The organism is Marinobacterium sp. NO-S09, assembly GCF_059179545.1.
On sequence record NZ_CP168954.1, the window covers coordinates 3,030,253 to 3,049,956 of the forward strand.

Sequence of the window (19,704 nt, forward strand, 5' to 3'; positions counted from 1 at the left end):
CGCATATTGCATCAAGGTCGTATGTCGTTACTATGCTCTAACCCGATAAAGCATGTTAGTCTTGCTTGAGAACACCTGTTCGACAGCCTTGTATGCATGAATAACGATAATAACGAATTGAAAATTGACCTGACACCTTACGGGTCCGGAACAGCCTCGGCCTCGAGCCTCCTTAATGAGCATCAGATCATTCTGGACAATGCCGGCGTAGGCATCTGTTTCGTTCTGGACCGTCGTATCCAACGCTGCAACCACCAGTTTGCACAGATTCACGGCTATGCATCAGCCGATGACATGCGCGGCATGACCAGTATCAGCCTCTACCCCGACGCTGCCAGCCACAAGGCCCTGGGCCAGGCGGCCTACCCCATACTGGCCCGCGGAGAGCGTTACCAGACGGAACGCCTGATGCGCCGTCAGGACGGCTCCCTGTTCTGGTGCCGCCTGACCGGAAAGATGGTGGAGCCCTCACAGCCTAAACAAGGCTCCATCTGGATCGTTGAAGATATCGACGAACAGCGCAAAGCCTCGGAAGAACTCAAAACCCTCAGCCACTACCAGCAGCTGATTCTCGATCACGCCATGGTCGGTATCGTGTTTCTGCAAAACCGTCATGTAACCAGCTGCAACCGGCGCTTTGCCGAAATGCTCGGTTACACCCCTCAGGAGCTGCAAGGTGTCAGCAGCCGGACCTGGTATCCCAACAAGGACCGTTGGGAAGAGATGGGCCAGTATTACGGCACGTTTCTCGCCAAGGGGCTCTCGTTTCGAACCGAGATCGAGCTGGTACGCAAGAACGGCAAACATATCTGGTGCGATGTCTGCAGCAAGGCTATTGAGCCGGAAGACCCCAGCCAGGGGTCCATCTGGATCATGCTGGATGTCACCGACCGTCATGCCAGTGAACAGGCTCTGCTGGACGCACACCAGGCACTGGAGCAGCGCGTCGAAGAGCGCACACAGAAGCTGGAGCAGGTTGTGTCAGACCTGCATCACGAAATTGAAGAACGCATCCTGGCTGAGGAGCGCATCCGCCACCTGGCCCAACATGACGGCCTCACCGGCCTGCCTAACCGGGACCTGTTCCAACAGCGCCTGGAAGACCACCTTGATCAGGCTCGCGCGCGTGGCGAACAACTTGCCGTCCTGTTTATCGACCTGGACCGCTTCAAGCACATCAATGACTCCCTTGGTCACCATGAAGGCGACATCCTGCTCAAGAGCATTGCCGAGCGCCTGCGCCAAGCCATAGATGGTGACAATACTGTCGCCCGCATCGGGGGTGACGAATTTGTGGTCATGTTGCCGAATATACGCTCGGACCGGGAGATCGAAAGCGCGGTCACCGCCTTGCAACTAGCCCTGCAGCCCACCCTGAATATCGGTCTGCATGAGTTGCGCATCTCCTGCAGTACCGGGATTGCAGTATTCCCTGCCGACGGAGCCACGCCACAAACCCTGATCCAGCATGCCGATACCGCCATGTACCGTGCCAAGGCCCAGGGACGCAACCGCTTCCAGTTTTACAACCACCAACTGGACCGCGAACAGCTGGAAAGGGTTGAGCTGGAAAACGCCCTGTTCCACGCCCTCAAACATGAAGAGTTCGAACTGTACTACCAGCCCCAGGTCGATATCAAAACCGGCCTGATCGATGGCGTTGAAGCCCTTATTCGATGGAACCGGCCCGGCCATGGCATGGTCTCACCCGGCAGTTTCATCCCGCTGGCGGAAGAGTGTGGCCTGATTAGCGATATTGGCGACTGGGTGCTTGAGCAGGCCTGCGCCCAGATGCACCACTGGCAGCAAAGTGGCATTCATCTTCAGGTCTCGGTCAACCTGTCCGCGTTACAGCTGGAAGACCCTGACTTTTGCGAAAATGTGGCCGACTGCCTGCAGCGCCATGGGCTGGAACCGGACCAACTGGAACTGGAACTGACCGAAAGCATTCTGATGAAACACGTGGACCAAACCACCAGCCTGCTGTCCCAACTGGATGCCATGGGCGTACATTTAAGCATTGATGATTTCGGCACCGGCTATTCAAGCCTCAGTTACCTGAAGCGATTCCCGCTGGACAAGCTCAAGATAGACCAGTCTTTCGTGCGAGAAATTTCCGTGGACCAGGATGATGCCGTCATCTGCCGCACCATCATCTCGATGGCCGAGAACCTGAATCTCAAAGTGACGGCTGAAGGAGTTGAAGAAGCGCAGCAACTGGCGTTGCTGGCCGAGTTCGGTTGCCACCAGTATCAGGGCTACCTGTTCAGCAAACCCTTGCCGGCCTCCGAGCTGCTGGCACTGTACCAGCAACAGCAGCGGGAAGCCGAACAGGTCTACGTGATCTGATTACTTGCTGAAGCCGCCCATGATGCCGCGGACAGCGGCCGGAATATCGCCCGGCAGCAACACCACCTTGGCATTATCGGCCTGCGCCATATCCTTGATGGAGTCGACATACTTGTCGCCCAGCAAGTACATGACCGGCAGCTCATTACCTTCAATGGCTGAAGTAACCTTCTCGATCGCAGACTGGGACGCTTCTGCCAGAACCACCTTGGCTTCGGCATCACGACGGGATGCTTCCAGTCGACCTTCTGCCTCAAGAATCGCGGCAGCTTTTTCACCGTCCGCACGGGTCACGGTTGCACGACGCTGACGCTCGGCAGCGGCCTGCTCCTCCATCGCCATCTGCATGGTCTGAGAGGGATTGATATCCTGAATTTCGACCGTCTTGAGCGTAATCCCCCAGTCGGCGATATCGTCGGAAATAGCCCCTTTCAGTTTCGCCTTGATCTGGTCACGGTTGGACAGGGCCTCATCCAGTTTCATCTCACCGATAATGGAACGCAGAGAGGTCTGCACCAGGTTCTGAATGGCCAGACTGTAATCCTCAACCCCGTACACCGCTTTTTCCGGTGAAACAATATTGATGTAGGCTACCGCATTGGCGATGATCACCGCATTATCCAGCGTGATCACTTCCTGAGAAGGGATATCAAGTACGATATCCTTGGTTGTTACCTTGTAGGCCACGGTGTCGATATAGGGGATAATCACATTCAGACCCGGCCCCAGGGTTTTGTGATACTTGCCCAGTCGCTGCACAACGTGTTTGCTGCCCTGCGGTACCGTACGTACCCCCAGGAACAGGGTAACGATGACCAGCACCAAAAAAACACCCGCCATCACCAATCCATCGATGGAAACCATATCCTTATCCTCCCGTTTGAGTTAATCGCTGCACATGCGTGCAGGTTAGGCTCGTTTTTTGACAATCAATGTATTACCGGAAATATCGACGATCATGACGCGATCGCCCGTTTCCACCTCTTCATTACAGATGAATTCCCACTCATCCGCACCCAGTACCGGGGTTGAAAAGCGTACCTGTCCGCGACGTGGCGACTGCGGAGCCAGAATCACCTGACCGGTTTCGCCCATGACGGCTTCACGCGCCACCCCTGCCTTGGTCCGGTCCACCATGCGCGGGCGCAGAAACTTGAACCAGGCCAGCGCAAAAGCACAGGAAACCAGTGCCCAGGCCACCATTTGAATGCTCAGACTCAAGTCCGGCAGAACCGCCAGCAAGGCCGCCAGTACCATGGCCCCCAGGCCAAACCAGAAGATAGTAAAACTGGGCACGACTATCTCGGCCATCATCAGCAGCATGCCGAACACGACCCAGTGCCAGTATTCAATTTGGAAAGTCATTGTGTGTCCCTGTGTCATTGTCACAGGCTTGATTATGGAGCAGTTCCACCCTGCGGTCGACTGCAGCTCACCCGACCTAAGACCCCCTACCAAAGAGCGGGTCAGATTGATACGCAGGTGCAGCATTTATTAATGGAATACCCGTACAAGCCTGTGATAAAGTTTTGCCCGTTCCGATACGGGCTGCAGGTTGATCGGCGCATGCTTTCCGATCGCGCCTGTTTCACCGCTTCACCTAGCCGCCTTGAGTTTTGGAAAGCTTCCAGCTCAGCGCCTCCCTCCGCCTGTATACGGAAATTCTTTTCTGTTGGCTGCTCCCTGCGTGGTCGCAGCAGTCATGGACACCGGTTTTGTTTAACCCGGCTGCTCCGGCGGTCAAACCGAGAAATCATAATGCCAACAACACAACTCGGTGCCTTTGCGCACAACTTCCTGGGGAATGCCCCCGGGTGGTACAAGCAGACCATCCTCATGTTCCTCCTGGTGAACCCCATCGCCCTCTGGATTCTTGGCCCCCAGGCCACCGGCTGGCTGCTGATTGGGGAGTTCATCTTTACCCTGGCCATGGCCCTCAAATGCTACCCGCTGCTTCCCGGCGGCCTGCTCGCCATTGAGGCACTGCTATTGGGTATGACCAGCCCCGAATCGCTCTACCATGAGGTAGAAGCCAACCTCCCGGTAATCCTGCTGCTGATGTTCATGGTGGCCGGCATCTATTTCATGAAAAGCCTGCTGCTGGTGACATTCACCAACATCTTGCTCAACGTGCGCTCCAAATACCTGCTGGCCCTGCTGTTCAGCATGACCGCCGCCCTGCTCTCAGCCTTCCTGGATGCACTGACGGTAACGGCTGTGATTATCAGCGTGACGGTCGGCTTTTACTCGGTATATCACAAAGTGGCATCCGGTAAGGGCCACCAGCACAAGGACCACAACCATGTTTCCGACCATGAAGTTGTTGACCTGCACCGTGAAGACCTGGAAGGTTTCCGTGCCTTTCTGCGCAGCCTGCTGATGCACAGCGCCGTGGGTACGGCACTGGGTGGCGTGTGCACACTGGTGGGCGAGCCACAGAACCTGCTGATTGCCAAGACGGCCGGCTGGAACTTCGGTGAGTTCTTCATGCTGATGGCCCCCGTTTCCATGCCGGTTCTGGCCGCTGGCCTGTTTACCTGCGTACTGCTTGAGAAGCTGCAGCTGTTCGGTTATGGCGCCAAGCTGCCACGCCCGGTACTGCGCGTACTGAATGAGTTTGCCGAAGCCGAGCGCGCCAAACGTACCCCCGCACAGAAATCCGCCCTGATTATTCAGGCGATCGCTGCCGTCGTACTGGTATTGGGCCTAGCATTCCACGTGGCTGAAGTGGGCTTGATCGGCCTGCTGGTAATCATCCTGATCACCTCCTTTAACGGCGTCACCGACGAGCACCAGATTGGCAAGGCGTTTGAAGAGGCCCTGCCCTTTACCGCGCTGCTGGTGGTGTTTTTTGCCATCGTTGCCGTGATCCACGAGCAACACCTGTTCAGCCCGATCATCAACTGGGTTCTGGCACTGCCGCCGGAACAGCAGCCAGGCATGTTCTTCCTCGCCAACGGCGTGTTGTCGATGATTTCAGATAACGTGTTTGTGGCAACGGTATATATCAGTGAGGTGAAGCAGGCGCTGGATGCCGGTGAGATTACCCGTGCACACTTCGATCAGCTGGCAATTGCCATTAACACCGGCACCAACCTGCCCAGCGTGGCCACCCCCAATGGTCAGGCGGCTTTCCTGTTCCTGCTGACCTCCGCCATCGCCCCACTGGTACGCCTGTCCTATGGTCGCATGGTGATCATGGCACTGCCGTACACACTGGTACTGGGTGGTGTGGGCCTGACCTCGGTAATTCTGTTTACCTGAGACGCTTACCTACCAGACAAGCATCCAACCGCTGCCAGCAACCCGGGTCTCCGGGTTACTGGCTCAGCGGCCAGCCCAGCAACAGCGTCGTCAGGGTCACCACTGCAACCAGCAGGTTCATCGGCACTCCTACCTTCAGAAAGTCAGTAAAGCGATAGCCACCCGGACCGTAGACCATCAGGTTGGTCTGATAACCCAGCGGTGTCGCAAAACTGGCGGATGCCGCAATCATGATGGCAAAAATGAAAGGCTCATGGCTTAGTTGCGCTTTCTCGGTAATCTCCAACACAATCGGCAGCATCAGCACGGCGGCAGCGTTGTTGGTAATGATTTCAGTGAGCACAGACACCGCAAGATAGGTCAAAATCAGCAGTAGCCAGGGCGTGCCGCTACTGAGCTCAACGATCCCTCCAGCCAGCCAGGTGGCAACCCCCGTTTTCTGCAAGGCTGCCCCCAATGCAAATGACGCAGCGATGGTCAGAATCACCGTCAGATCCAGGCTTTTTTCTGCCTGCATCACAGTGCAACAGCCGGTCATCACCATCAAACCGGCACCGATCAGGGCCGCATTGAGCATGCTGGTCAAGCCTGTGCCCGCAGCCAGTACCAGCGCAGCCAGAATTCCCCAAGCCAGCCAGGCACGCTCATGGCGCGGTTGAGTCTTGTCCAGATCGTTAATGAGGAGAAAATCCTTGTTGTAGCGCTGACGGCTGACGAAGGCGGGACGCGCCTCCAGTAGCAGGGTATCACCGGCCTCCAGGCGAATGCTGCCAAGGTTGCCCTGAATACGCTCGCCACTGCGCGCGACCGCCAGCACTACTGCACCATAACGGTCGCGGAAACGGGCATCACGGATGGCATGCCCTACCGCATCACAGTGCGGCGAGACCACTGCCTCTACCAGGCATCGCTCGGCTCGGTCTTGGTTCAGGGTATCGGAGTGACCATTTTCAGGTGACGGCACCACGCCATTAATGCGCAGCAAGTCGGAGATGGCCTCGGTATCACCGGCAAACACCAGGCGGTCACCACCTTGGAGCTTCTCTTCCGATGAAACCGCGGTCACGATATTGCCTCGGCGGTCGATTTCAACCAGGTACACACGGTCCAGACTACGCAGTCCCGCCTGCTCGACGGTCTGACCGACCAGCGGCCCGTCGGAGGCCACTGCGACTTCGAGGGTAAATTCACGCAGGTTGCCAAAGGCGCGCTTGTCGCTGCGGTCCGGCAGCAATCGAGGGAATACAACCCAGATGAACAACACACCGACGATAACAACCGGCAGAGCCACAGTGGTAATGGAGAACAGTGAAAAGCCTTCACCACCGGTCAGTTCCTGATACTGGCCGTTCACAACCAGGTTGGTGCTGGTCCCGATCAATGTCAGCGTACCGCCAAGAATTGCGCTGTAACTGAGGGGAATCATCAGCTTGGATGCAGGCACATTGATCTTGCGTGACCAGGCGTGAATCGCCGGAATCATGGTGGCGACCACCGGCGTATTATTGAGGAAGCCACTGAGCAGTACCACCGGCGCAAAGATACGCCCCATGGCACCGCGAACACCCTCAGGCCGGCCTAACACCTTGTTGACCAGCATATCTACGCCGCCCGAAGAATGGATGCCAGCCGCGATCACAAACATGCAGGCGACGGTGACCAAACCGGAGTTGGCAAACCCGGCCAGGGCCTCACTGGGCGTGAGCACACCACTGATGCTGAGCATTGCCAATACCGCCATCATAACGATATGCGGCCCTGTCCTGGTCAGGATCAGAGCCGCCAATGCAGCAACCATTAAACTCAGCGCGAACCAGCCTTGCCACTCCACAGCGTAAACCCATATCCGGTGAAAAGGCCCTAAGATACAGGGTTATTTTGATTCCATAAAAGAATAAATATTAACAAATTTATACTTTAATGAAATATAAGACCTATTCAGCCGACGCGGTTCTCACTTTATTGCTGGCCAGTGTGGGCAGCCCCAGGGAGATCAGAACAGTTAACACCAGCATCACTGCACTGATCCAGAGGCAGGCTTGTAAACCTGCACTACCCTGCCCCGCAATCTGAAACACCCAACCGGAAAGCAGCGTGCCGATCAAACGCCCCATGGCATTCGCCATGTAATAGAAACCCACATCCAGAGACACACCATCCTGACCGGCATAGCTGACAATCAGATAGCTGTGCAGCGAAGAGTTCACGGCAAACACAGCACCAAACGCCAACAAACCGCCTATCAAGGCCCAGGCAGGATCCATCCCCCACATCAGCCCAAGCGCGATCAATGCCGGCAAACCTGCCAACATTGCCGCCCAACCAGTCGCTGCTCGCCCATCGGGCACCTTCCCGGACGCCTTGCCAGTGATACGTGGCGCGACGGCCTGCACCATGCCATAACCGATCACCCAAAGGGCGAGAAAGCCGCCGGTCTGGCTATGATTCCAGCCCAGCGTTTGTGACAGAAACACGGGCAGCGCCACCACGAACCAGACATCCCGGGCACCGAACAGAAACATGCGCGCGGCGGACAGGATATTGATTGCGCGGCTCTTGGAGAAAATATCGCGGAACTTGGGTTTGCTCTTGGCCTTGCCCAGATCCTTTTTCAGCAGCACCAGACTGAGCAGCCACACCATTGCCAATGCAATCGCCATGGCAGCCACAGCACCGGCAAAGCCAAGCCACATCAGCAACGCGCCGCCCAGGAAGAAACCGGCACCCTTAAGGGCATTCTTGGAACCGGTCAGAATGGCCACCCATTTGTACAAGGTCCCCTGCGCATCTTCAGGGACCAGCAACTTGATTGAGCTTTTCGCGCTCATTTTGTTCAGATCCTTGGCGATACCAGACAGCGCCTGCGCCGCCATCACCCAGGGCACCGTAAGCCAGGCCGCAGGCACCAGCAGCATCGCCAATGCCACCACCTGCAGGCCCAGGCCGATGTTCATGGTGCTATTCAACCCCAAATGAGCACCGAGCCAACCGCCCACCAGGTTGGTGATGACCCCGAAGATCTCGTAGAACAGGAACAGCAGTGCGATCTCCAGCGGCGAGTACCCCAAGCCATGAAAATGCAGCACCACCAGCATACGCAAGGCACCGTCGGTCAGGGTGAACGCCCAGTAATTACCTGTCACCACCAGATACTGGCGAATAGCGGGAGAAAGCTGGCTCAGCATGGTTATTTCTCGTTTATTGATCCAGTCGCCCGACTTTCACCGCCAGTTCCGCCGTGCGGTTGGCATAGCCCCATTCGTTGTCGTACCAAAGGTACAACTTCACCTGAGTACCATTGACCACCATCGTGGACAGGGCATCGACCACGCTGGAGCGCGGGTCAGTACGGTAGTCGATGGACACCAGCGGGCGCTCTTCAAAACCGAGCACGCCGTCCAGCTCTCCCTCTGCAGCCTGCTTGAGTAGCGCATTGACCTCGTCAACAGAGGTTTCACGCTCAACCTCAAATACACAGTCGGTAATCGAGGCATTGGCCAGAGGCACGCGAATCGCGTGGCCGTTCAGCTTGCCCTTCAGCTCCGGGAAAATATGCGTAATCGCGGTTGCCGAGCCGGTAGTAGTCGGAATCAAACTCATGCCACAGGCACGGGCACGGCGCAGATCCTTGTGCGGCGCATCCAGGATAGTCTGGGTGTTGGTGATGTCGTGAATGGTGGTCATGGAGCCATGCTTGATGCCCAGCTGTTCGTGAACCACCTTCACCACCGGTGCCAGACAGTTGGTGGTGCAAGAAGCGGCAGTTACGATCGGGTATTGCTCAGGGTCGTAAAGGTCATCATTCACACCCATCACGATGTTCAAAACACCCTCTTCCTTCACCGGTGCCGTCACCACAACGCGTTTTACCCCCTGATCCAGATAAGCCTGCAGCAGCGCCTTGGTCTTCATCTTGCCAGAGGCTTCAATGACCAAATCACAACCGGACCAGTCGGTATCAGCAATAGCCTTGTTGGCCGTCACGGTAATAGACCGATCACCAACCTTCATGCCCTCGGCATTCGCTACCGCTTCGTGACACCAGCGCCCATGGACCGAATCAAAGTTGATCAGGTGCGCCAGCGTTGCCGCATCGCCGGCCGGGTCGTTGATCTGAACTATTTCAACATCAGGCTGATCGAAAATTGCCCGCATGGTCAGACGCCCCATACGCCCAAAGCCATTGATACCCACCTTGATTTTGGCCATAACCTCACTACTCGTATCCGATTAGGTTGTTCAAAATAACCAGCCGGCAAAAACCGACGTGTAAAAGAGACGACCGCAGCGACTTAACTCAGCCAGCCTCGAATAGCATCCTGCGCAGGGATGCTGCCGCTGTGCACGACCTGCTCATCAACCACCACTGCCGGCGTGCTCATCACGCCATAATTCATGATCGCTTCCGCATCCGTCTCTTTGATGACATTGACCTCAATACCCAGGTCGGATGCCACCTTGGCGATGATTTCGGCTGTTTTGACGCACTTGCTGCAGCCACTGCCCAATACCTTGACCTGTTTCATACCTACCCCTCTTGCCTTACATAAAAGGCGTCAGAAAATTGAAAATCCAGCCCACCAGCGTGAACGCTGCCAGAAGCACCGCAAACAGAATCGCCAACAGGCGCCACTGCATCACCTGTTTGAGCAGAATAAATTCGGGAAAGCTTGCTGCCACCGTACTCATGCAGAATGCCAGTGTAGTGCCGATGGGCAGGCCGTTTACGATCAGGCTCTCCATCACCGGAATCACCCCGGTGGCATTGGAGTAAAGAGGAATACCCAAGGCGACAGCCGCCGGTACCGACCACCACTGGCCATCACCCAGGTGCGCCTCAATCCAGCCATCCGGCACAAAGCCATGCAGAGCAGCCCCAAGGCCAACCCCGATGATGACCCACTTCCAGACCCGACCGAAGATTTCCCAGGTTTCACCTTTGGCAAATTGATGACGCTCGCTGAAACTCAATTTGGCCACAGGACCACTTTGCACACTCTGTTGCTGACGCCCGCGTTCCAGCGCCTTTTGCGCGAAAGACTGCAGCCAGCGCTCGGCACGAATCTGATCCAGAAACACACCGCCCAGAATGCCAACCGCCATGCCCACCAGCACATACAGCAGGGTGAACTTCCAGCCAAGCAAACTCATCAGCAATAACACCGCTACTTCGTTGATCAACGGTGAGGTGAGCAGAAATGACATGGTGATCCCCACCGGAATGCCGGCCGAGGTAAAGCCCAGAAAAACGGGAATACTGGAACAGGAACAGAAGGGGGTGATGGCGCCAAAACCTGAGCCCAGCACATAACCGACACCACGGTGTCGTCCCGCCAGGAAGTCACGCACCCGCTCCACGTTCAAGGATGCCCGCGCCAGGGCGATCACATAGATCATCACCACCAGCAGCACATAGATCTTGCTGACATCTTCGACAAAAAAGTGAACTGCATCACCCAGCTTGGTGTCAGGGGACAACCCCATCAGCTCATATACCAGCCAGTCGGCAAAACGTGTGAAGATCTCAAACATTGGCTCAGCTCCCGAACCAGTGGCGTGTACGGTTGGCAAAGGCCACCAGCGACAACATAACCGGCACTTCAACCAGCACACCGACAACGGTTGCCAGGGCAGCACCGGAGTGAAGGCCAAACAGCGAAATGGCAACCGCAACGGCCAGCTCGAAAAAGTTTGATGTGCCAATCATGCACGCCGGTGCAGCCACATTGTGCGGCAGACGCAACCAGTAGGCGCACATATAAGCAATGATAAAAATACCGTAGGTTTGAATCAGCAAGGGAATGGCGATCAGACCAATAGTCTGTGGCTGAGCAATAATGGTTTCGGCCTGAAAGCCGAACAGCAGCACCACGGTTGCCAGGAGTCCCAGGATAGACCAAGGCTTGAGCGTTTGCAGAAAACGCTCAAGACGCTGCCCGTCTTGTTCACGTTCCAGCTTATGCCGGGTCCAGGCGCCCGCCAACAGCGGCAATACAACATAGAGCACCACTGACAGCAGCAAGGTTTCCCAGGGCACATGAATATCACTGACACCCAGCAGGAAAGCCGCAATCGGGGCAAAGGCAAACACCATGATGATATCGTTCACCGATACCTGCACCAGCGTATAGTTGGGGTCGCCTTTAGTCAGCTGACTCCACACAAACACCATCGCCGTACAGGGCGCGACACCCAGCAGAATCATGCCGGCAATGTACTCGCCGGCACTTTGAGGATCCACCCAATCGGCGAAGAGTACCCGGAAGAACAACCAGCCAAGCGCCGCCATGGTGAACGGCTTGATCAGCCAGTTGACAACCAGCGTCAGCACCAGCCCTTTGGGCTTCTTGCCCACGTCTTTAATGGCGCTGAAATCGATCTGCACCATCATCGGATAGATCATCACCCAGATAAACAGCGCCACCACCAGATTGACGTGTGCCACTTCCAGCTGTGCAATGCCGGCAAAAGCACCGGGAATCATATTCCCCAGCAACACCCCGGCGAGAATGCACAGACCAACCCAGAGCGTCATGTAGCGTTCAAAAACTCCCATGCAAACCCCTTAATACCCTGTCAGCAACCAGAACCGCAGACATCACTGCCTGCCGATGGTCGAGAGTCCATTGCCTTGAGCCGTGAAAGCGGCACTTCCAGCTGGGCATCTGCATTAGCAGCAGCATGCGCCACCATGTCATTCATCCACTCAGGCAGTTCTGGATGAAGGCGATAAAACACCCACTGCCCCTGACGCCTGTCAGCCAGCAGCCCGAGGGAGCGCAGTTTGGCCAGATGCCGGGAAACCTTGGGCTGAGATTCCTGCAGGGCCTCCATCAGTTCACAGACACACAGCTCCCCTTCACGCTGGATTAGCAGCGTACTGACCAGCCGTGTTTCATCGGCCAGGGCCTTGAACAGCTCCAGAGGTGTCATGGAGATCTCCCGATCAAATATATATGAAAAATCATATATCTTTTTTTTCATATATTCAATCATGCTCAACTTACATTTTTGTTTCAGGCTGCATGAACAAGGCCTTTTCTGTATAATTTTGCGCCTTTATCGCTCCAGACACCCACGGGCGTCTGATCGCCGTGCATGATCCTGTCACCTGACAGCGATAGACTCTTTTCCGGCTCCGCCGCGTGCGAGCAGCCTCCGAACAATGTACAACTCAAGCAAGAGACTGTAGATGCTGCAACGAATGAAACAGGAGTGGTTCTCCAACGTCCGCAACGACCTGTTGTCCGGCACGGTGGTCGCCCTCGCCCTGATCCCCGAAGCAATCGCCTTCTCAATTATTGCAGGCGTGGACCCCAAAGTCGGTCTGTACGCCTCTTTCTGTATTGCCGTCATTATCGCGTTTGTCGGTGGCCGCCCGGGTATGATCTCCGCTGCGACCGGTGCGATGGCACTGTTGATGGTCACACTAGTCAAAGAGCACGGCCTCGAGTACCTATTGGCCGCAACGCTGCTGACCGGTGTGTTCCAGATAATCGCCGGTTTCCTCAAACTCGGGGATTTGATGCGTTTCGTGTCGCGCTCGGTGGTGACCGGCTTCGTCAACGCGCTGGCGATCCTGATCTTCATGGCCCAGCTGCCGGAGCTGACCAACGTCACCTGGCATGTCTACGCCATGACAGCCGCAGGCCTTGGCATCATCTACCTGTTCCCCTATATCCCGGTAGTTGGCAAAAGCCTGCCCTCGCCGCTGGTGTGCATCATCCTGCTCACCGCCGTGGCCATGGTAATGGGACTGGATATCCGCACCGTCGGCGATATGGGTGAACTGCCGGATACCCTGCCGGTCTTCCTGTGGCCGGATGTGCCGCTGAACCTGGAAACCCTGTTGATCATCCTGCCCTACTCTCTGGGTCTGGCTGTCGTAGGCCTGTTGGAATCCATGATGACAGCGTCCATCGTGGATGAGCTGACTGACACCACCAGCAACCGCAACCAGGAGTGCAAGGGCCAGGGTATTGCCAACATTGGTGCAGGCCTGCTGGGCGGCATGGCCGGTTGCGCCATGATCGGCCAGTCGGTGATCAACGTGAAATCCGGTGGCCGTGGTCGTCTGTCCGCTTTTGTGGCCGGCCTGTTCCTGATCATCCTGGTGGTATTCCTGGATGAGTGGATCAGCCAGATTCCGATGGCTGCACTGGTTGCTGTCATGATCATGGTATCCATTGGTACCTTCTCCTGGGAATCCATCCGCGACCTGCGCAAACACCCGCTGTCCACCAATATTGTCATGCTGGCAACGGTGGCCGTTGTGGTGATGACCCACAACCTGGCACTGGGTGTCTTCGTCGGCGTGCTGCTGGCTGCACTGTTCTTCGCCAACAAGGTGGGTCAGTACATGCGCATCAGCAGCACAAAAGACAGCGCCAGCGAGACCCGTACCTACACCATCACCGGGCAGGTGTTCTTCGCCTCCTGTGAAAAATTCAATGCTGCCTTTGATTTCAAGGAAGTGCTTGATAAGGTCGTAATTGACCTGAGTCAGGCCCATTTCTGGGATATCAGCGCGGTTTCGGCACTGGATAAGGTTGTAATCAAGTTCCGCCGCGAAGGGGTCGAGGTTGAAGTGATCGGCCTCAACGAAGCCAGCCGCACCATCGTCGACAAGCTGGCCGTGCATGACAAGCCGGAACAGGTCGACAAGATCATGGCCGGGCACTAAGGAGCGAAAAGATGAGCAAAATCGTCGCCTGTATCGATGGATCTCCCGCAGCACTGGCAGTCTGCGATGCCGCTGCCTGGGCCCAGCAACAGCTGAGCGCCCCGCTGCAGCTGCTGCACGTACTGGAAAAGACCGATTACCCGAGCGAAAGCGACATGAGCGGTAATATCGGCCTGGGCACTCGCGAGCACCTGCTGGAAGAGCTGGCCGAACTGGATAACCAGCGCAGCCGCCTGATGCTGGAGCAGGGTCGTTTCATGTTGCAGGAAGCACAAAAGCAGATCGAAGCCCGTGGGGTTGCCTCCGAGCAGATCGATCGCCTGCAGCGCCATGACAACCTGGTCGACAGCCTGCAGGACAATCAGGCCGATATCCGCCTGCTGATCATGGGTCGTCAGGGCGAGGCTCACGCCCGCGCAGCCAACGCCGTTGGCAGCCACCTGGAAAACGTGACCCGCACACTGCAGCAGCCGATCCTGATGGCGCTGGATGGCTTCACCGCCCCCAAGCGCTTTCTGATCGCCTATGACGGCAGCACTACAGCAAACAAGGCACTGAACATGGTGGCGCAAAGCCCGCTGCTTAAAGGCGTACCCTGCCACCTGGTCATGGCCGGCAAGCGTGTGGAGCGTCAACGCGAGCAACTGGCCAACGCCGAGAAAATGCTGCAGGGCAACGGCTTTGATGTCACCACTGCGACGCTCGAGCAGGACGAAGTCCGCCCAGCACTGCTGAACTACATCAAGGAAAACGAGATCGAGCTGATGGTCATGGGTGCCTGGGGCCATTCCCGCATCCGACAGCTGCTGGTAGGCAGCATGACCAACTGGATGCTGCATAACAGCCCGGTTCCTTTGCTGCTGCTGCGGTAACGCCTTACCGACCTGTACACGCAAGCAAGAGCCCGGCCCTTTGCCGGGCTCTTTCGTATACAATACCAAAATTCAAGTAAGCGCCTTTTTGCGCCAGAATACAGATTCGACTCTGGGCCGGCCCCGTCATTGATTCAAGTGGCCGGCAAGGGTGCCTGTATCATGGATGAGAGTAACGAGGGCCTAGATGCTCAGATTTAACGGTATCCCCCTGTTCAGTAGCGTTCATTCGCTCACCGAGCAGTTGGAACAACTCCACGATAACATCCTGGAAAGAGTACGCGGTATCGCGCGGATTGCCTGTGCACTGTATGACCCGGATACCGACCTGTTGAAAACCTTTATCAACAGCACCCACCAGGGACATGCCATCGTCAATTACGAATATCCTCTGTCTGACAGCACATCGCTTCTGACAATGTCACAGCAGCGCACCTGCCGTGTCATCGATGATATCCGTCGCGACATTCCACCTGGCAACCCCCACTCCGACTGGCTTATCGAGCAGGGCTATACCTCATCGTTTACAATGCCGATGTTCAACGGCCAGAATTTTCTCGGTTTTATATTCATCGACAGTACTCGCTCCAGCGTGTTTACCGACACTGTACAACGTGACCTGTTGATGCTGTGCAACAACATCAACCTGACCATTGCCGCCGAAGTAACCGCCGTTAATGCCTTGCTGGCGACCGCCCAGGCGGCACGTGATTTTGCCGATCTGCGCGATTTTGAAACCGGCAAGCATCTTACCCGCATGGCACAGTTTGCACGTCTGATCGCCAAGGGCGTTGCAGCACAATATGGGTTGAGTGATGAAAAAATCGAGCACATACACCTGTTCGCATCCCTGCACGATATCGGAAAAATCGGCATTCCGGACAAAATTCTGCTCAAACCCGCGCGCCTGAATGCGCAGGAACGCTCCGTGATGCAGGGCCATGTCGCCAAGGGTGTTCAGATCATCGAGAAGGTGCTGAAAGACTACCAGGTAGGCCACCTGGCTGATGCACAGGTTATGCTCAACATCGTTGCCTGCCACCATGAGTTTCTGGATGGCAGCGGTTACCCCAACGGCCTGACCGCCGAGGACATTCCGATTGAAGCCCGTATCGTCACCGTCGCCGACATCTTCGATGCCCTGACCAGTGAGCGTCCCTATAAAACGCCCTGGCCGGTGACTGACGCTCTTATAGAGCTGGAACGCATGGTGGAAGCGGGCAAGCTGGATGCAAATTGCGTGGCTTCACTGCGAAACCAGCAAACGGAAGCAAGCGAAATTGTCGCCCGCTTCCGTGACGATCAGCTCTAAAACACTCACAGCAGCGGTACCTTGCGCCCCGCTGCTGTAACTCGCCTCAGTTGGCCAGTTCTATCTTGCCAAAATCCAACTCATTATCACGCGGTGAGCCCTGGATGGCAGCAACTTCGGCACGCTTTTTCAGCAGGATATAGGCAAAGCAGCCGAAGTAGAGCGCGATGACCAGCGCCCCTACCCACTGAATGCGCAGGAAGTCCAGCTGGAACAGCAGTGTCAGACCACACATGGCAACCAGGTTACCCAGCAGGTAAGGCCACTGACCCAGTCGCTTTACGGTCAGATTAAGGTTGTCCGTGTACAGACGTATCAATGAATCCAGCGAGTTTACAACCATCAATACCCCTACCAGGATCATCGCCAGGTTAATAAAGCCCGCGATACTCAAACCTTCCGCATGGTAGTGATAAAGAATGGTAAACCAGACGCCGATTGCCAGCGAAGGAATCACCAGCATTGCCAGCAGCAGCTGCCAGGTGCGAATGCCACTGACGAAGCGTGCCGTGAACTGGCCGATCATGATGCTCCAGGAGAACCACCAGAACAGATAAAACGCGTGATAATCATTCAGCGGCAACATGAACTGGTGCAAATTGGTGAAGTACTCACCGATCAGCCCGGCTGTACCAAGGAAATCGGCCGGTGAACCATTATCCAGCATGAAGGCACGGAACCACATTACCGCGATCAGGGCGATAAACAACACGCTGGACCCTACGCTCAGCAGGCGCAGATATTTGATCTTGCTGCTGGAATACACCGCCAGACCGATTGACGCCAATACAATCAGGTAGAAGGTGGGGACCACCGACTCACCATCGCCAATCTGTGGCATGTACCAGGGCAGGTTCACCAACAACAGGTACGCCGTAAAGGCACAGGTACCGATGATCACGATATTGTTGACCCACTTGACCAGCGGAATATCAAAGAAGCCCACGCGCGGCTCAATGATGCAGAAATAAAAACAGGTCAGGAAATAGAAGCCCCAGATCAGAAAGGCCCAGTATCCGAACTCAATGGCCAGCGGGTTGGCAAAGCTGTATTCGGGGTTATCGGTCAGATTGCCGTAGCCGCCGAACTCGGTCAGCGGAAACATGATCAGACCCACATCGAGTCCCGAGGTAAACAGAATGGCGGTAAATGTCAGGGTACGCACGGGCGTAACACCGATACATTTGATATCCCACCACTTGTACAAAACGTACACCAGTGCGGCGAACGTAAAGATCAAGCCGGATGACAACCAGAGGTTCATGTGGCCTCCCGGTTAATCAGATTATTGCTGGCAAACAGCATGGGTGTTCCTCCTCTACTTTGAAGTTTAGTTGCAGCTCGGCCTCAGGCCGTGACTGAACACCTGATCATTCGAATCGGATACAAACCCCCGCGTTAGGATGTAGACGGGCCAGGACTTGCCTATCGGGCGCACAAAGACAGGGTCAAGAAGACCAGGCGTTGATAGGGAAATCCTGATGGTTTGCGACCCCGGCGCCTTGCGCGCCGGGGCGGAAGATGGCTACGCGGTGCTAGTGAAACACGCGCTTGGCCTCTCCCTGACGCTGACGCGCCTGCCAGTGCTCGTCCATGATGACAGGCGCATCAGAAGGCGGCAGGGGCTCCTTGCCCCGGATAAGATCAGCAGCACGCTCCGCGACCATAATGGTGGGCGCATTGAGGTTGCCATTGGGTATGATCGGGAAGATGGACGAGTCCACCACCCGCAACTTGTTGATGCCATGGACCCGCGTTTCCGGATCAACCACGGCAAGGGCGTCCGTACCCATCTTGCAGGAGCAGGATGGATGGTAGGCGCTCTCTACAGCCTGACGCACAAAGGCATCAATCTGCTCGTCGTCTTTGACAGCTTCACCGGGCTGGATCTCGGCGCCACGGTAGGCATCCATCGCCGGCTGATTAATGATTTCCCGCGTCAGGCGTACACAATCCCGGAAGCCTTCGCGATCAGCTTCATGCTCCAGGTAGTTGAAGCGAATACGCGGCGCCTGCTTCGGATCAGCGGAGGTTACATGAACAAAACCTCGGCTTTTCGGTTTGTTATGGCCGATATGCAGCTGGAAGCCATCACCGGAAAAGGCCTCGCGACCGTCATAACGCATGGCCGCCGGCAGGAAGTGGTACTGCAGATCCGGCCACTCCACTCCAGCCTTGGAGCGAATAAACCCACAGGACTCAAAATGGTTGGTGGCACCCAGACCATCTTTCTTCAGAATCCAGCGCACACCAATCTTGAGCTTGTTCCACCAGTCCAGTTTACGGTTGAGTGATACCGGTTTGTTACAGCGGAACTGGAAATAAAACTCCAGGTGGTCCTGCAGGTTTTCACCTACACCCGGCAGCGCATGCTTCACCTCGATGCCAGCCTGTTCCAGTACCTCAGGGTTACCAATGCCGGAGAGCTGCAACAAGTGAGGTGAGCCGATTGAGCCGGCGGACAGAACCACTTCCTGTGAAGCCTTGACCTCGTGTACCTTGCCCCCCTGCTCAAACCGGACACCGGTTGCGGTTTTTCCATCCAGCAGCACCTGGTGCACCAGTGCATGGGTTACCACTTTCAGGTTCGGGCGCTCCATGGCCGGGCGCAGATAGGCATTCGCGGTCGACCAGCGTCGACCATGTTTGACGGTCATATGCATGGGGCCGAAGCCTTCCTGCTGAGCGCCGTTGTAGTCAGCCGTTGTATAATAACCGGCATCCTGCCCCGCATCGATAAACGCCTGATACAGGGGGTTCTGCATGTTGTTACCGTTATTGACACCCAGAGGGCCGTCTTCGCCACGGTAAGCATCACCGCCAAAGGCCCAGGCTTCCGCCTTTTTGAAGTACGGCAGCACATTGGAATATTGCCAACCGGTGGCGCCTTCGCTGTCCCATTCATCAAAATCACGGGCATGGCCACGTACATACACCATGCCGTTGATGGATGAAGAACCACCCAACACCTTGCCCCGCGGGCAATGCATGCGACGGTTATCCAGGAAAGGCTCGGGCTCGGTTTCAAACTGCCACGCGTATTTTTCAGTATTCATCGGAATCGACAGTGCGGTCGGCATCTGGATAAAGATGCTTTTGTCACTGCCCCCGGTCTCCAGCAAAAGCACGCTGAAGCGGCCGTCTTCCGTTAAACGATTGGCCAGCACGCAACCTGCGGAACCAGCGCCCACAATGATGTAATCGTATTGTGTTTCTTTCATCTG

The 19,704-nt window shown here is 56.1% G+C and carries 16 protein-coding genes; 5 read left to right on the top strand and 11 right to left on the bottom strand.

The genetic code is table 11. The features are described 5' to 3' along the window. Positions 1–96 precede the first annotated feature (96 nt). Positions 97–2,349 carry a sensor domain-containing protein gene (locus O3C79_RS14025; RefSeq protein WP_494383602.1) on the top strand — a complete coding sequence of 751 codons (2,253 nt, stop codon included), beginning with the start codon at positions 97–99 and terminating at the stop codon, positions 2,347–2,349. Here the strand turns inward: O3C79_RS14025 and O3C79_RS14030 are convergent, their stop codons facing one another. Both O3C79_RS14030 and O3C79_RS14035 read right to left on the bottom strand, forming a co-directional pair. Beyond that, complete coding sequence (locus O3C79_RS14030) at positions 2,350–3,213, bottom strand: SPFH domain-containing protein (protein WP_010322267.1); 864 nt, start codon at positions 3,211–3,213, stop codon at positions 2,350–2,352. A gap of 45 nt (positions 3,214–3,258) precedes the next feature. Then, positions 3,259–3,714: an NfeD family protein gene (locus O3C79_RS14035; protein ID WP_494383603.1), complete on the bottom strand. Its 456-nt coding sequence runs from the start codon at positions 3,712–3,714 to the stop codon at positions 3,259–3,261. Between the two features lie 393 nt (positions 3,715–4,107). On the opposite strand from O3C79_RS14035, the gene nhaB reads away from it, so the two are divergent. Then, positions 4,108–5,613 (top strand): sodium/proton antiporter NhaB, encoded by a 1,506-nt coding sequence (gene nhaB, locus O3C79_RS14040; RefSeq protein ID WP_494383604.1) that lies wholly within the window; start codon positions 4,108–4,110, stop codon positions 5,611–5,613. A 55-nt stretch (positions 5,614–5,668) separates the two neighbouring features. Here the strand turns inward: nhaB and O3C79_RS14045 are convergent, their stop codons facing one another. From O3C79_RS14045 to O3C79_RS14075, 7 genes are all read right to left on the bottom strand, one after another. Then, positions 5,669–7,411: an SLC13 family permease gene (locus tag O3C79_RS14045; RefSeq protein ID WP_494383605.1), complete on the bottom strand. Its 1,743-nt coding sequence runs from the start codon at positions 7,409–7,411 to the stop codon at positions 5,669–5,671. A 136-nt stretch (positions 7,412–7,547) separates the two neighbouring features. Beyond that, entirely contained in the window at positions 7,548–8,798 is a 1,251-nt protein-coding gene (arsJ, locus tag O3C79_RS14050; RefSeq protein WP_494383606.1) for an organoarsenical effux MFS transporter ArsJ, read from the bottom strand. Positions 8,799–8,811: 13 nt separating this feature from the next. Next, entirely contained in the window at positions 8,812–9,822 is a 1,011-nt protein-coding gene (locus O3C79_RS14055) for an ArsJ-associated glyceraldehyde-3-phosphate dehydrogenase (protein WP_494383607.1), read from the bottom strand. An 83-nt stretch (positions 9,823–9,905) separates the two neighbouring features. After that, positions 9,906–10,139, bottom strand: a complete 234-nt coding sequence (locus O3C79_RS14060) for a thioredoxin family protein (RefSeq protein WP_494383608.1) — start codon at positions 10,137–10,139, stop codon at positions 9,906–9,908. Positions 10,140–10,155: 16 nt separating this feature from the next. Beyond that, positions 10,156–11,145 carry a permease gene (locus tag O3C79_RS14065; protein WP_494383609.1) on the bottom strand — a complete coding sequence of 330 codons (990 nt, stop codon included), beginning with the start codon at positions 11,143–11,145 and terminating at the stop codon, positions 10,156–10,158. Between the two features lie 4 nt (positions 11,146–11,149). Next, complete coding sequence (arsB, locus tag O3C79_RS14070) at positions 11,150–12,169, bottom strand: ACR3 family arsenite efflux transporter (protein WP_494383610.1); 1,020 nt, start codon at positions 12,167–12,169, stop codon at positions 11,150–11,152. A 20-nt stretch (positions 12,170–12,189) separates the two neighbouring features. Beyond that, entirely contained in the window at positions 12,190–12,546 is a 357-nt protein-coding gene (locus tag O3C79_RS14075) for a metalloregulator ArsR/SmtB family transcription factor (protein WP_494383611.1), read from the bottom strand. Between the two features lie 259 nt (positions 12,547–12,805). Between O3C79_RS14075 and O3C79_RS14080 the strand changes: the two genes are divergently transcribed. The 3 genes from O3C79_RS14080 to O3C79_RS14090 all read left to right on the top strand — a co-directional run bounded on the left by O3C79_RS14080 (position 12,806) and on the right by O3C79_RS14090 (position 16,480). Continuing rightward, complete coding sequence (locus O3C79_RS14080; protein ID WP_494383612.1) at positions 12,806–14,296, top strand: SulP family inorganic anion transporter; 1,491 nt, start codon at positions 12,806–12,808, stop codon at positions 14,294–14,296. Between the two features lie 11 nt (positions 14,297–14,307). Continuing rightward, positions 14,308–15,168: a universal stress protein gene (locus tag O3C79_RS14085; RefSeq protein WP_494383613.1), complete on the top strand. Its 861-nt coding sequence runs from the start codon at positions 14,308–14,310 to the stop codon at positions 15,166–15,168. Between the two features lie 187 nt (positions 15,169–15,355). Then, entirely contained in the window at positions 15,356–16,480 is a 1,125-nt protein-coding gene (locus O3C79_RS14090; RefSeq protein ID WP_494383614.1) for an HD domain-containing phosphohydrolase, read from the top strand. A gap of 46 nt (positions 16,481–16,526) precedes the next feature. Here O3C79_RS14090 and O3C79_RS14095 read toward each other — a convergent pair whose 3' ends face one another. Both O3C79_RS14095 and betA read right to left on the bottom strand, forming a co-directional pair. Next, positions 16,527–17,744, bottom strand: a complete 1,218-nt coding sequence (locus O3C79_RS14095) for a BCCT family transporter (RefSeq protein ID WP_494383615.1) — start codon at positions 17,742–17,744, stop codon at positions 16,527–16,529. Between the two features lie 271 nt (positions 17,745–18,015). Further along, positions 18,016–19,701, bottom strand: coding sequence for a choline dehydrogenase (gene betA / locus O3C79_RS14100; protein WP_494383616.1), 1,686 nt, complete (start codon positions 19,699–19,701; stop codon positions 18,016–18,018). Between the last annotated feature and the right edge of the window lie 3 nt (positions 19,702–19,704).

Excerpts from the sequence above, each read along its gene's own strand:
- O3C79_RS14085 (WP_494383613.1), top strand. The coding sequence starts at position 14,308 with ATGAGCAAAATCGTCGCCTGTATCGATGGATCTCCCGCAGCACTGGCA.
- O3C79_RS14030 (WP_010322267.1), bottom strand. The coding sequence starts at position 3,213 with ATGGTTTCCATCGATGGATTGGTGATGGCGGGTGTTTTTTTGGTGCTG.
- arsJ (WP_494383606.1), bottom strand. The coding sequence starts at position 8,798 with ATGCTGAGCCAGCTTTCTCCCGCTATTCGCCAGTATCTGGTGGTGACA.
- O3C79_RS14095 (WP_494383615.1), bottom strand. The coding sequence starts at position 17,744 with ATGAACCTCTGGTTGTCATCCGGCTTGATCTTTACGTTCGCCGCACTG.
- nhaB (WP_494383604.1), top strand. The coding sequence starts at position 4,108 with ATGCCAACAACACAACTCGGTGCCTTTGCGCACAACTTCCTGGGGAAT.
- O3C79_RS14035 (WP_494383603.1), bottom strand. The coding sequence starts at position 3,714 with ATGACTTTCCAAATTGAATACTGGCACTGGGTCGTGTTCGGCATGCTG.
- O3C79_RS14025 (WP_494383602.1), top strand. The coding sequence starts at position 97 with ATGAATAACGATAATAACGAATTGAAAATTGACCTGACACCTTACGGG.
- O3C79_RS14065 (WP_494383609.1), bottom strand. The coding sequence starts at position 11,145 with ATGTTTGAGATCTTCACACGTTTTGCCGACTGGCTGGTATATGAGCTG.
- O3C79_RS14075 (WP_494383611.1), bottom strand. The coding sequence starts at position 12,546 with ATGACACCTCTGGAGCTGTTCAAGGCCCTGGCCGATGAAACACGGCTG.
- O3C79_RS14090 (WP_494383614.1), top strand. The coding sequence starts at position 15,356 with ATGCTCAGATTTAACGGTATCCCCCTGTTCAGTAGCGTTCATTCGCTC.
- betA (WP_494383616.1), bottom strand. The coding sequence starts at position 19,701 with ATGAAAGAAACACAATACGATTACATCATTGTGGGCGCTGGTTCCGCA.
- arsB (WP_494383610.1), bottom strand. The coding sequence starts at position 12,169 with ATGGGAGTTTTTGAACGCTACATGACGCTCTGGGTTGGTCTGTGCATT.
- O3C79_RS14055 (WP_494383607.1), bottom strand. The coding sequence starts at position 9,822 with ATGGCCAAAATCAAGGTGGGTATCAATGGCTTTGGGCGTATGGGGCGT.
- O3C79_RS14045 (WP_494383605.1), bottom strand. The coding sequence starts at position 7,411 with ATGGTTGCTGCATTGGCGGCTCTGATCCTGACCAGGACAGGGCCGCAT.
- O3C79_RS14080 (WP_494383612.1), top strand. The coding sequence starts at position 12,806 with ATGCTGCAACGAATGAAACAGGAGTGGTTCTCCAACGTCCGCAACGAC.
- O3C79_RS14060 (WP_494383608.1), bottom strand. The coding sequence starts at position 10,139 with ATGAAACAGGTCAAGGTATTGGGCAGTGGCTGCAGCAAGTGCGTCAAA.